Source organism: Escherichia sp. MAL-1, from assembly GCF_052948035.1.
In genome coordinates this window covers 4,107,711-4,120,570 of the sequence record NZ_CM129609.1, presented here as the reverse complement: position 1 = coordinate 4,120,570, position 12,860 = coordinate 4,107,711, and the positions used below count along the sequence as shown (strand labels likewise).

The 12,860-nt window shown below is 52.3% G+C and carries 9 protein-coding genes; 3 read left to right on the top strand and 6 right to left on the bottom strand.

Annotation, left to right across the window (positions count from 1 at the left end):
- Positions 1-39 precede the first annotated feature (39 nt).
- From carA to caiF, 3 genes are all read left to right on the top strand, one after another.
- Positions 40-1,188 (top strand): glutamine-hydrolyzing carbamoyl-phosphate synthase small subunit, encoded by a 1,149-nt coding sequence (gene carA / locus ACU8XX_RS20545; RefSeq protein ID WP_001351917.1) that lies wholly within the window; start codon positions 40-42, stop codon positions 1,186-1,188.
- 17 nt (positions 1,189-1,205) lie between these two features.
- Positions 1,206-4,427 carry a carbamoyl-phosphate synthase large subunit gene (gene carB, locus ACU8XX_RS20540; protein ID WP_001126349.1) on the top strand — a complete coding sequence of 1,074 codons (3,222 nt, stop codon included), beginning with the start codon at positions 1,206-1,208 and terminating at the stop codon, positions 4,425-4,427.
- 261 nt (positions 4,428-4,688) lie between these two features.
- Positions 4,689-5,084: a carnitine metabolism transcriptional regulator CaiF gene (caiF, locus tag ACU8XX_RS20535; RefSeq protein WP_000333125.1), complete on the top strand. Its 396-nt coding sequence runs from the start codon at positions 4,689-4,691 to the stop codon at positions 5,082-5,084.
- A gap of 208 nt (positions 5,085-5,292) precedes the next feature.
- Here caiF and caiE read toward each other — a convergent pair whose 3' ends face one another.
- The 6 genes from caiE to caiT all read right to left on the bottom strand — a co-directional run bounded on the left by caiE (position 5,293) and on the right by caiT (position 12,443).
- Positions 5,293-5,883 carry a carnitine operon protein CaiE gene (gene caiE / locus ACU8XX_RS20530; RefSeq protein ID WP_012304918.1) on the bottom strand — a complete coding sequence of 197 codons (591 nt, stop codon included), beginning with the start codon at positions 5,881-5,883 and terminating at the stop codon, positions 5,293-5,295.
- A 5-nt stretch (positions 5,884-5,888) separates the two neighbouring features.
- Positions 5,889-6,674, bottom strand: coding sequence for a crotonobetainyl-CoA hydratase (gene caiD, locus ACU8XX_RS20525; RefSeq protein ID WP_001295419.1), 786 nt, complete (start codon positions 6,672-6,674; stop codon positions 5,889-5,891).
- A 108-nt stretch (positions 6,675-6,782) separates the two neighbouring features.
- Positions 6,783-8,336, bottom strand: coding sequence for a crotonobetaine/carnitine-CoA ligase (caiC, locus tag ACU8XX_RS20520; protein ID WP_001338228.1), 1,554 nt, complete (start codon positions 8,334-8,336; stop codon positions 6,783-6,785).
- 73 nt (positions 8,337-8,409) lie between these two features.
- Complete coding sequence (gene caiB, locus ACU8XX_RS20515; RefSeq protein ID WP_000349936.1) at positions 8,410-9,627, bottom strand: L-carnitine CoA-transferase; 1,218 nt, start codon at positions 9,625-9,627, stop codon at positions 8,410-8,412.
- Between the two features lie 128 nt (positions 9,628-9,755).
- Positions 9,756-10,898, bottom strand: coding sequence for a crotonobetainyl-CoA dehydrogenase (gene caiA, locus ACU8XX_RS20510; protein WP_000347117.1), 1,143 nt, complete (start codon positions 10,896-10,898; stop codon positions 9,756-9,758).
- Positions 10,899-10,928: 30 nt separating this feature from the next.
- A complete protein-coding gene (caiT, locus tag ACU8XX_RS20505) occupies positions 10,929-12,443 on the bottom strand; it encodes an L-carnitine/gamma-butyrobetaine antiporter (protein WP_000787109.1) in 1,515 nt (504 codons plus the stop codon).
- Positions 12,444-12,860 lie beyond the last annotated feature (417 nt).

Here is a 12,860-nt window from a genome sequence, read left to right as displayed (position 1 = left end):
TATGCAAATAAAGTGAGTGAATATTCTCTGGAGGGTGTTTTGATTAAGTCAGCGCTATTGGTTCTGGAAGACGGAACCCAGTTTCACGGTCGGGCCATAGGGGCAACAGGTTCGGCGGTTGGGGAAGTCGTTTTCAATACTTCAATGACCGGTTATCAAGAAATCCTCACTGATCCTTCCTATTCTCGTCAAATCGTTACTCTTACTTATCCCCATATTGGCAATGTCGGCACCAATGACGCCGATGAAGAATCTTCTCAGGTACATGCACAAGGTCTGGTGATTCGCGACCTGCCGCTGATTGCCAGCAACTTCCGTAATACCGAAGACCTCTCTTCTTACCTGAAACGCCATAACATCGTGGCGATTGCCGATATCGATACCCGTAAGCTGACGCGTTTACTGCGCGAGAAAGGCGCACAGAATGGCTGCATTATCGCGGGCGATAACCCGGATGCGGCGCTGGCGTTAGAAAAAGCCCGCGCGTTCCCAGGTCTGAATGGCATGGATCTGGCAAAAGAAGTGACCACCGCAGAAGCCTATAGCTGGACACAAGGGAGCTGGACGTTGACCGGTGGCCTGCCAGAAGCGAAAAAAGAAGACGAGCTGCCGTTCCACGTCGTGGCTTATGATTTTGGTGCCAAGCGCAACATCCTGCGGATGCTGGTGGATAGAGGCTGTCGCCTGACCATCGTTCCGGCGCAAACTTCTGCGGAAGATGTGCTGAAAATGAATCCAGACGGCATCTTCCTCTCCAACGGTCCTGGCGACCCGGCCCCGTGCGATTACGCCATTACCGCCATCCAGAAATTCCTCGAAACCGATATTCCGGTATTCGGCATCTGTCTCGGTCATCAGCTGCTGGCGCTGGCGAGCGGTGCGAAGACTGTCAAAATGAAATTTGGTCACCACGGCGGCAACCATCCGGTTAAAGATGTGGAGAAAAACGTGGTAATGATCACCGCCCAGAACCACGGTTTTGCGGTGGACGAAGCAATATTACCTGCAAACCTGCGTGTCACGCATAAATCCCTGTTCGACGGTACGTTACAGGGCATTCATCGCACCGATAAACCGGCATTCAGCTTCCAGGGGCACCCTGAAGCCAGCCCTGGTCCACACGACGCCGCGCCGTTGTTCGACCACTTTATCGAGTTAATTGAGCAGTACCGTAAAACCGCTAAGTAATCAGGAGTAAAAGAGCCATGCCAAAACGTACAGATATAAAAAGTATCCTGATTCTGGGTGCGGGCCCGATTGTTATCGGTCAGGCGTGTGAGTTTGACTACTCTGGCGCGCAAGCGTGTAAAGCCCTGCGTGAAGAGGGTTACCGCGTCATTCTGGTGAACTCCAACCCGGCGACCATCATGACCGACCCGGAAATGGCTGATGCAACCTACATCGAGCCGATTCACTGGGAAGTTGTACGCAAGATTATTGAAAAAGAGCGCCCGGACGCGGTGCTGCCAACGATGGGCGGTCAGACGGCGCTGAACTGCGCGCTGGAGCTGGAACGTCAGGGCGTGTTGGAAGAGTTCGGTGTCACCATGATTGGTGCCACTGCCGATGCGATTGATAAAGCAGAAGACCGCCGTCGTTTCGACGTAGCGATGAAGAAAATTGGTCTGGAAACCGCGCGTTCCGGTATCGCACACACGATGGAAGAAGCGCTGGCGGTTGCCGCTGACGTGGGCTTCCCGTGCATTATTCGCCCATCCTTTACCATGGGCGGTAGCGGCGGCGGTATCGCTTATAACCGTGAAGAGTTTGAAGAAATTTGCGCCCGCGGTCTGGATCTCTCTCCGACCAAAGAGTTGCTGATTGATGAGTCGCTGATCGGCTGGAAAGAGTACGAGATGGAAGTGGTGCGTGATAAAAACGACAACTGCATCATCGTCTGCTCTATCGAAAACTTCGATGCGATGGGCATCCACACCGGTGACTCCATCACTGTCGCGCCAGCCCAAACGCTGACCGACAAAGAATATCAAATCATGCGTAACGCCTCGATGGCGGTGCTGCGTGAAATCGGCGTTGAAACCGGTGGTTCCAACGTTCAGTTTGCGGTGAACCCGAAAAACGGTCGTCTGATTGTTATCGAAATGAACCCACGCGTGTCCCGTTCTTCGGCGCTGGCGTCGAAAGCGACCGGTTTCCCGATTGCTAAAGTGGCGGCGAAACTGGCGGTGGGTTACACCCTCGACGAACTGATGAACGACATCACTGGCGGACGTACTCCGGCCTCCTTCGAGCCGTCCATCGACTATGTGGTTACTAAAATTCCTCGCTTCAACTTCGAAAAATTCGCCGGTGCTAACGACCGTCTGACCACTCAGATGAAATCGGTTGGCGAAGTGATGGCGATTGGTCGCACGCAGCAGGAATCCCTGCAAAAAGCGCTGCGCGGCCTGGAAGTCGGTGCGACTGGATTCGACCCGAAAGTGAGCCTGGATGACCCGGAAGCGTTAACCAAAATCCGTCGCGAACTGAAAGACGCAGGCGCAGATCGTATCTGGTACATCGCCGATGCGTTCCGTGCGGGCCTGTCTGTGGACGGCGTCTTCAACCTGACCAATATTGACCGCTGGTTCCTGGTACAGATTGAAGAACTGGTGCGTCTGGAAGAGAAAGTAGCGGAAGTGGGCATCACTGGCCTGAACGCTGAATTCCTGCGCCAGCTGAAACGCAAAGGCTTTGCCGATGCGCGTCTGGCAAAACTGGCGGGCGTGCGCGAAGCGGAAATCCGCAAGCTGCGCGACCAGTATGACCTGCACCCGGTTTATAAGCGCGTGGATACCTGTGCGGCAGAGTTCGCCACCGACACCGCTTACATGTACTCCACTTATGAAGAAGAGTGCGAAGCGAATCCGTCTACCGACCGTGAAAAAATCATGGTTCTCGGCGGCGGCCCGAACCGTATCGGTCAGGGTATCGAATTCGACTACTGCTGTGTACACGCCTCGCTGGCGCTGCGCGAAGACGGTTACGAAACCATTATGGTTAACTGTAACCCGGAAACCGTCTCCACCGACTACGACACTTCCGACCGCCTCTACTTCGAGCCGGTAACCCTGGAAGATGTGCTGGAAATCGTGCGTATTGAGAAGCCGAAAGGCGTTATCGTTCAGTACGGCGGTCAGACCCCGCTGAAACTGGCGCGTGCACTGGAAGCCGCTGGCGTACCGGTTATCGGCACCAGCCCGGATGCTATCGACCGTGCGGAAGACCGTGAACGCTTCCAGCACGCGGTTGACCGCCTGAAACTGAAGCAACCGGCGAACGCCACCGTTACCGCTATCGAAATGGCGGTAGAGAAGGCGAAAGAGATTGGCTACCCGCTGGTGGTACGTCCGTCTTACGTTCTCGGCGGTCGGGCGATGGAAATCGTCTATGACGAAGCAGACCTGCGTCGCTACTTCCAGACGGCGGTCAGCGTGTCTAACGATGCGCCAGTGTTGCTGGACCACTTCCTCGATGACGCGGTAGAAGTGGATGTGGACGCCATCTGCGACGGCGAAATGGTGCTGATTGGCGGCATCATGGAGCATATTGAGCAGGCGGGCGTGCACTCCGGTGACTCCGCATGTTCGCTGCCAGCCTACACTTTAAGTCAGGAAATTCAGGATGTGATGCGCCAGCAGGTGCAGAAACTGGCCTTCGAATTGCAGGTGCGCGGCCTGATGAACGTGCAGTTTGCGGTGAAAAACAACGAAGTCTACCTGATTGAAGTTAACCCGCGTGCGGCGCGTACCGTTCCGTTCGTCTCCAAAGCCACCGGCGTACCGCTGGCAAAAGTGGCGGCGCGCGTGATGGCTGGCAAATCGCTGGCTGAGCAGGGCGTAACCAAAGAAGTTATCCCGCCGTACTACTCGGTGAAAGAAGTGGTGCTGCCGTTCAATAAATTCCCGGGCGTTGACCCGCTGTTAGGGCCAGAAATGCGCTCTACCGGGGAAGTCATGGGCGTGGGCCGCACCTTCGCTGAAGCGTTTGCCAAAGCGCAGCTGGGCAGCAACTCCACCATGAAGAAACACGGTCGTGCGCTGCTTTCCGTGCGCGAAGGCGATAAAGAACGCGTGGTGGACCTGGCGGCAAAACTGCTGAAACAGGGCTTCGAGCTGGATGCGACCCACGGCACGGCGATTGTGCTGGGCGAAGCAGGTATCAACCCGCGTCTGGTAAACAAGGTGCATGAAGGCCGTCCGCACATTCAGGACCGTATCAAGAATGGCGAATATACCTACATCATCAACACCACCTCAGGCCGTCGTGCGATTGAAGACTCCCGCGTGATTCGTCGCAGTGCGCTGCAATATAAAGTGCATTACGACACCACCCTGAACGGCGGCTTTGCCACCGCGATGGCGCTGAATGCCGATGCGACTGAAAAAGTAATTTCGGTGCAGGAAATGCACGCACAGATCAAATAATAGCGTGTCATGGCAGATATTTTTCATCCGCTAATTTGATCGAATAACTAATACGGTTCTCTGATGAGGACCGTTTTTTTTTGCCCATTAAGTAAATCTTTTGGGGAATCGATATTTTTGATGACATAAGCAGGATTTAGCTCACACTTATCGACGGTGAAGTTGCATACTATCGATATATCCACAATTTTAATATGGCCTTGTTTAATTGCTTCAAAACGAGTCATAGCCAGACTTTTAATTTGTGAAACTGGAGTTCGTATGTGTGAAGGATATGTTGAAAAACCACTCTACTTGTTAATCGCCGAATGGATGATGGCTGAAAATCGGTGGGTGATAGCAAGAGAGATCTCTATTCATTTCGATATTGAACACAGCAAGGCGGTTAATACCCTGACTTATATTCTGTCGGAAGTCACAGAAATAAGCTGCGAAGTTAAGATGATCCCTAATAAGCTGGAAGGGCGGGGATGCCAGTGTCAGCGACTGGTTAAAGTGGTCGATATCGATGAGCAAATTTACGCGCGCCTGCGCAATAACAGTCGGGAAAAATTAGTCGGCGTAAGAAAGACACCGCGTATTCCTGCCGTTCCGCTCACGGAACTTAACCGCGAGCAGAAGTGGCAGATGATGTTGTCAAAGAGTATGCGTCGTTAATGTCATTTCGATGATACCGTGCGACCTGGTCGCCGGATGCGATGCTGGCGCATCTTATCCGGCTTACGGTTGCTCTCCAGCCGGGTTGGATAAGGCGTTTATGCCGCATCCGACAGCTATCGCCGGATGCGATGCTGGCGCATCTTATCCGGCCTACGGTTGCTCTCCAGCAGAGTTGGATAAGGCGTTTACGCCGCATCCGGCAAGATCACCGTTTCGGCGTCACATCCGTCGTCCCCTGCAAACGGGGGCGATTTTCCTCCATTTGCCTCAACGGCTGCGTTTCATGTAACGATGCATGACAGCGCCCGACAAGATCCTGATACTCTTTGGTATTCAACCGTTTCCAGTGTAACTCGTCGTCACTAACACTGCGTACAGCGCGGGCTGGAGTACCTATCAACAACTGGCGTTTCTCGCCGCTAAAGCCTGCTTTGACAAAGCTCATGGCGGCAACAATGCTCTCTTCGCCAATGACCGCGCCATCCATAATCACGCTGTTCATCCCGACCAATGCATCGCGACCAATCACACAACCATGCAGGATCGCTCCGTGCCCGATATGGCCGTTTTCCCCAACGATGGTGTCAGTGTCGCAGTAGCCATGCATAATGCAGCCATCCTGAATATTGGCTCCCGCTTGCACGATCAACCGCCCGTAGTCACCACGCAGTGAGGCGAGTGGGCCGATGTAGACACCGGCTCCCACAATCACATCGCCAATCAATACTGCACTGGGATGGACAAACGCCGTCGGGTGAACTATCGGAATTAACCCCTCAAAGGCGTAATAGCTCACGGTTGTTAACGTCCTTTCCACACCGGATCGCGCTTCTCGGCAAACGCCAGCGGCCCTTCTATGGCATCTTCCGAATGCAGAACCGATGGATAGTGTTTCAACACGCCGCTGCGAATATAGCGATACGCTTCTTCTACCGGCATTTCGCTGGTGGTGCGGTAGATCTCTTTCAGCGCCGCAATCGCCAGCGGAGCGCTGTTAACCAGCTGCTGCGCCAGTTCGCGGGCGTTATCCATCAGTTCCGCCTGGCTAACCACGCGGTTGACTATCCCCCAACGCAGCGCCTCTTCTGCGCCCATTCGTCTGCCGGTCATCACCATTTCATTGACGATGGCAGGCGGCAGGATCTTCGGCAGACGCAGCACGCCGCCGCTGTCAGGAACGATACCCAGTTTGGCTTCCGGCAGGGCGAAGCTGGCGTTATCGGCACAAACAATAAAATCTGCCGCCAGCGCCAGTTCAAAGCCGCCGCCAAAGGCATAGCCGTTCACAGCTGCGATAACCGGTTTGTCGAGATTGAAAATTTCGGTTAATCCCGCAAAACCACCCGGACCAAAGTCAGCATCCGGTGCTTCGCCTTCTGCTGCCGCTTTTAAATCCCAGCCCGCGGAAAAGAACTTCTCTCCGGCACCGGTAATAATGGCGACACGTAATTGCGGATCGTCACGGAAATTTAGAAATACTTCGCCCATTTCAAAGCTGGTTTTTGCATCAATAGCATTCGCTTTTGGACGATCAAGGGTAATTTCCAGAATTGATCCATTGCGGGTCAGATGTAATGATTCACTCATTCCTTTTCTCCATTTTTGCTTTTTCAGGGACGACAACATCCCTGCAAAAAATGCATATTGTTTTAGAGTGTGATTATTAGCTGGCAGGGTAGTTCCCTGCTGTTTCATTTATTTCAGATTCTTTCTAATTATTTTCCCCGAGCAATTACGTGGCAGATCTTTTCTGATCTCCAGATAAGAGGGCACTTTAAATTTCGCCATATTTTGTTCGCAGAAGCGGAAAAATTCCTCTTCGCTCAATGTTTCACCTTCATTCAGCACCACAAATGCTTTGATGGCTTCATCGCGAATCGAATCTTTAATACCCACAACCACGATGTCCTGAATTTTCGGGTGCGCGGCGATAATATTTTCCAGCTCCACGCAGGAGACATTCTCGCCGCCACGTTTAATCATATTGCAGCGGCGATCGACGAAATAAAAAAAGCCCTCTTCGTCGCGGTATCCGGTATCGCCGGTATGCAGCCAGCCATCGGCTTCCAGCACTTTCGCAGTGGCTTGTGGGTTGAGAAAGTACTCTTTGAAGATGGTTTTCCCAGGTATGCCTTTAATGCAGATTTCACCGATCTCACCAGCCGGGAGCGGGCGATTGTGATCGTCGCGGATCTCCGCTTCGTAGCAAAACCCCACCCGACCAATCGACGGCCAGCGTCGTTTATCGCCAGGACGATCGCCGATAATGCCCACAATGGTTTCCGTCATCCCATAAGACGTCAGCAAGCGAACGCCGAAGCGTTCACAAAACGCATCTTTTTCCTGCTCCGACAAGTTGAGATAAAACATCACTTCCCGCAGGCGGTGTTGCTGATCGTTCGCTGAAGGCGGCTGTACCATCAACGTACGGATCATCATCGGAATACATTCGGTAACGGTGGCGCGGTACTTCTGTACCTGTCCCCAGAAGGCGCGGGCGCTGTATTTCTCGACCAGCACAAAGGTGGCCCCGGCAGAAAACGCCGCCATCGCCGCAGTACACTGGCAATCGATATGAAACGCAGGCATTACCGTCAGGTAGACGTCATCGTCACGCAGTGCACACTGCCAGGCGGAGTAATATCCAGCGAAGCGCAGGTTGTAATGGGTAATCACCACACCTTTCGGTCGGGAGGTGGTGCCGGAGGTGAAGAGAATTTCCGCCGTATCGTCAGTCGATAGCGGCGGTGCATAGCACAAGGTGGCAGGTTGTTGATTTTTCAGTTGAGTAAACGAACTCACGCCATCATCAGCGGGAAGTGCCACATCTGTCAGGCAAATGTGCCGCAATTGAGTGGCATCTTCCTGCTGAATCTGTTGATACATAGGATAGAATTGCGCACTGGTCACCAGCAGGCACGCCTGGCTATTTTGCAGGATCCACGCGCTTTCCTCGCACAACAGGCGGGCGTTAATCGGCACCATAATCGCGCCAATTTTTGCCAGCCCGAACCAGCAAAAGATAAATTCCGGGCAGTTGTCGAGATGTAGTGCAACCTTGTCGCCTTTGCGAATCCCCAGCGTATAAAACAGGTTTGCCGTGCGGTTAATCTCCTGATTTAACTCAAGATAACTATACCGGTTAACGACTCCGCCGCTGGATTCACAAATCAGCGCCGTTTTATGACCGTAAACGTCCGCAAGATCGTCCCACATTTGACGTAGATGTTGTCCGCCAATGATATCCATTGCACCTCTATCCATTTTTGTTCGTTTGTTATTGGGCGGGCGCTAGTCAGGCAAGCCGACTGACGCCACGCGTTTAGTCCTCAACTTTGGCCAGACCTTTGCTGACCAACTCCTGAATGTCGTTTTCGCTGTAGCCGATATTTTTCAAAATGGCAGCCGTGTCCATGCCATGTGAGGGCATTCCGCGCCAGATTTGTCCGGGGTTATTTTTGAATTTCGGCATGATGTTCGGCCCTTTGCAGGTGCGACCATCCATCGTTTGCCACTGAGTGATTGATTCGCGAGCCACATACTGTGGATTGCTTTCCAGTTCCGGTACGGTCAGCACTTTGGCGCAGGCGATATTCAGTTCAGCAAAGCGTTCTTTTACTTCCGCGATGGTATGTGTCGCCAGCCAGGCATCGAGTTTCTCTTCAACCAGTGGGCCGTAAGGGCATTCGATACGGTGGATAAGCTGAGTGCCTTCCGGGATTTCTGGCGTGCCAAGCAGATGTGCGAGGCCAATATCTTTAAAGCACTCTTCAATTTGGGTAATGCCCACCAGTTCCATCACGATGTAGCCGTCGGCACATTTATACAGACCGCAACCGGCGTAGTAGGGATCTTTACCTTTGCTCATGCGCGGGCACATTTCGCCGCCGTTGAAGTAATCCATCATGAAGTACTGGCCCATACGCAGCATCACTTCATACATGGCGATGTCGATACTTTCGCCTTTACCGGTTTCACGCACTTTATGCAGTGCTGCCAGCGCCGCCGTGGTGGCGGTCAGGCCAGAAAAGTAATCGGCGGTATACGGGAAGGCAGGCATTGGCTGGTCAACATCACCGTTCTGAATCAGGTAACCACTAAAGGCCTGGGCGATAGTGTTATAGGCCGGAAGATTGGTGTACTCCTCGGTGCCGTACTGACCAAAACCGGACAGGTGAGCGATAACCAGTTTCGGGTTGTGCTGCCACAGTACTTCATCGGTAATGCCACGACGGGCAAAGGCCGGACCTTTACTGGCTTCGATGAAGATATCGGTGGTTTCCATTAATTTCAGAAACGCTTCGCGGCCTTCATCTTTGAAAATATTTAACGACAGCGCGTGCAAATTGCGACGGGAGAGTTGCGGGTAGTTCGGTTGAACGCGAATGGTGTCGGCCCAGGCGACGTTCTCGATCCAGATAACTTCCGCGCCCCATTCTGCGAACATTTGCCCGGCAAACGGTCCGGCGATTTCGATACCGGAGAAGACAACGCGCAATCCGGCCAACGGCCCGAATTTCGGCATGGGTAGATGATCCATTATTTGCTCCTGAAAAATTTATGTAGCGCATGACTGCCGGATGCGGCGTAAACGCTTTATCCGGCCTACATTCGTGCTCCCGTAGGCCTGATAAGACGCATCAGCGTCGCATCAGGCAGCGCACGGACTTAGCGGTATTGCTTCAGCACCGCACGACCCAGCGTCAGGATCTGCATTTCGTCAGATCCCCCGGAGACGCGGTCTACACGCAGATCACGCCAGAAGCGGCTGATGCGGTGGTTGCCCGCAATCCCGACACCGCCCAGCACCTGCATTGCGCTATCCACAACTTCAAATGCCGCATTGGCGCAGAAGTATTTGCACATCGCTGCATCGCCAGAGGTGATGGTGCCGTTGTCTGCTTTCCACGCTGCTTCATACAGCATGTTTTTCATGGAGTTTAATTTGATCGCCATGTGGGCGAATTTTTCCTGAATCAACTGGAAACGACCAATAGCCTCGCCAAACTGCACGCGCTGATTGGCGTAGCGCGCCGCATCTTCAAAGGCGCACATCGCCGTACCGTAGTTGGTGAGGGCTACCAGGAAACGTTCATGGTCGAACTCTTCTTTGACGCGGTTAAAGCCGTTACCTTCCCGACCGAACATGTCTTTCTCGTCCAGTTCCACGTCGTCAAAGGTGATTTCACAGCAGCTATCCATACGCAGACCGAGCTTTTCAAGTTTGGTCACTTTGATGCCCGGTTTGCTCATATCAACAAACCATTCGGTGTAGACAGGTTTGTCCGGAGAAGCCCCGTCGCGCGCCATCACCACGATGTACGGGGTGTAGGCGCTGCTGGTAATAAAACACTTACTACCATTAAGATAAATCTTACCATTTCTACGGGTATAAGTCGTTTTCAGGCTACCCACGTCGGAGCCCGCGCCCGGTTCGGTAATCGCTGAGTTCCACATCTGCTTACCGGTGCCGCGGAAAGCCATAATTTTGTCGATCTGCTCTTGTGTGCCTTCGCGCAGGAAGGTGTTGAACCCGCCCGGCAACTGGTACAGCACATAGGTTGGTGCCCCCAGACGTCCCAGCTCCATCCACACGGCGGCGAGAGTAACAAACCCCGCGTCCAGACCACCGTGCTCTTCAGGGATCAGCAGACTGTCGATACCCATATCCGCCAGTGCTTTGACAAAACGTTCCGGGTAGACGCTGTCACGGTCGCACTCGGCAAAATAGGCCTCCCAGTTTTCGCTGGCCATCAGTTCGCGGATACCGGCGACAAACAGTTCCTGCTCATCATTTAAATTAAAATCCATCTTTCAACCTCTTGATATTTTGGGGGTTAATTAATCTTTCCAGTTCTGTTTCGCGTCTTTAATAAAGGAGAGCGTCACCATAATGTTGACGAAGAACAGCGGGCATCCTCCGGCGATAATGGCGGTTTGAATCGGTTTCAGGCCGCCGAGCGCCAGCAGAACAATACCGATAATGCCAACCAGAATTGACCAACCGATACGCACCAGCAGCGGTGGTTCTTCACCATCGCGTACTTCGCGGCAAGTGGACATCGCCAGGGTATAAGAGCAGGCGTTAACCAGCGTAACGGTGGCAATAAAGCAGAGGATGAAGAAGCCCCACATGGTGGCGGTGCTGAGTGGCAGAGCGGCCCAGGTTTCGATGATGGCGCGCGCCACACCGTACTGTTCGATCAGATTTGGAATGTTGATGATGTTTTTATCCATCAACAGCAGAGTGTTACTACCGAGCACGGTCCACAGGATCCAGGTTGACGCTGTCAGCCCCAGCACCATGCCGAAGCACAGTTCACGCACAGTACGACCACGGGAGATGCGGGCGAGGAAGATACTCATCTGGATGGCGTAAATCACCCACCATGCCCAGTAGAACACGGTCCAGCCCTGCGGGAAGCCGCCTTTAGCGATGGGATCGGTATAGAACAACATGCGCGGCAGATACATCAGCAACATCCCCACCGAATCGGTGAAGTAGTTCATGATGAAGCTGGCACCGCTGACAATGAACACCCAACCCAGCATCAGGAAGCTCAGGTAACTACGCACGTCACTGGCGATACGTACCCCTTTTTGCAGACCGCAAGCGACGCAAATGGCGTTGAGGATAATCCAGCAGGTAATGATGATAGCGTCCAGTTGCAGGGTATGCGGAATGCCAAACAACCATTGCATACACTCGGTCACCAGCGGCGTGGCAAGGCCCAGACTGGTACCCATCGCGAAGATCAAGGCGACGAGATAGAAGTTGTCGACGATAGTGCCGAACAACCCTTTGGCGTGTTTTTCACCTACCAGCGGCACCAGTGTCGAGCTGGGGCGAATCACTTCCATTTTGCGGACAAAGAAGAAGTAAGCGAAGGCGACTGAAAGGAAGCTGTAAGTGGCCCACGGCAGAGGTCCCCAGTGGAACAAGCTGTAAGCCAGCCCCAACTCTTTCGCCCCTGTCGAGTTCGGTTCTAAGCCAAACGGCGGGGTGGAGATGTAGTAGTAGATCTCAATCGATCCCCAGAACAGTACGGCAGCAGACGTACAGGAGGCGAACATCATAAAGATCCAACTGGCGGTGCTAAATTCTGGCGGTTCGTTACCTAAACGCTTTTTGGCATACGGGCCAAACACCAGCCAGAACCAACCGAAAAGCATCACCACCATATACCATTCAAATGCCCATCCCCATACATTGGTGACGTAACTGAATACAGCATTAATAACGACATTCGCTGCATCCAGATCTCTGACTGTAAGCCAACAAAGTATGCCGACGATTATTAACGGCGGAAAGAAAACCTTCGGTTCTATTCCCGTTTTTCTCTTTTCATTCTTCATGAGTTAATTCCACTGTGAAAACGAATATTTATTTTGCGTTCCCGTTTGTTTTATTTTTGTTAACATTTAATATAATTATTATTAACCTCGTGGACGCGTTAATGGCTAACTCATAATGGGTATTCAATAAGCTGTATTCTGTGATTGGTATCACATTTTTGTTTCGGGTGAATAGAGGGCGTTTTTTCGTTAATTTTGATTAATAATCAGTTTGTTATGCTCTATTGTGAGTAAAAAAATAACATCTGACTTTCAATATTGGTGATCCATAAAACAATATTGAAAATTTCTTTTTGCTACGCCGTGTTTTCAATATTGGTGAGGAACTTAACAATATTGAAAGTTGGATTTATCTGCGTGTGACATTTTCAATATTGGTGATTAAAGTTTTATTTCCAAATTAAAGGGCGTGATATC

Bases quoted from the DNA above. Each gene is read 5' to 3' on its own strand.
- carB (WP_001126349.1), top strand. From the start codon at position 1,206: ATGCCAAAACGTACAGATATAAAAAGTATCCTGATTCTGGGTGCGGGC.
- caiF (WP_000333125.1), top strand. From the start codon at position 4,689: ATGTGTGAAGGATATGTTGAAAAACCACTCTACTTGTTAATCGCCGAA.
- caiD (WP_001295419.1), bottom strand. From the start codon at position 6,674: ATGAGTGAATCATTACATCTGACCCGCAATGGATCAATTCTGGAAATT.
- caiC (WP_001338228.1), bottom strand. From the start codon at position 8,336: ATGGATATCATTGGCGGACAACATCTACGTCAAATGTGGGACGATCTT.
- caiB (WP_000349936.1), bottom strand. From the start codon at position 9,627: ATGGATCATCTACCCATGCCGAAATTCGGGCCGTTGGCCGGATTGCGC.
- caiA (WP_000347117.1), bottom strand. From the start codon at position 10,898: ATGGATTTTAATTTAAATGATGAGCAGGAACTGTTTGTCGCCGGTATC.
- caiT (WP_000787109.1), bottom strand. From the start codon at position 12,443: ATGAAGAATGAAAAGAGAAAAACGGGAATAGAACCGAAGGTTTTCTTT.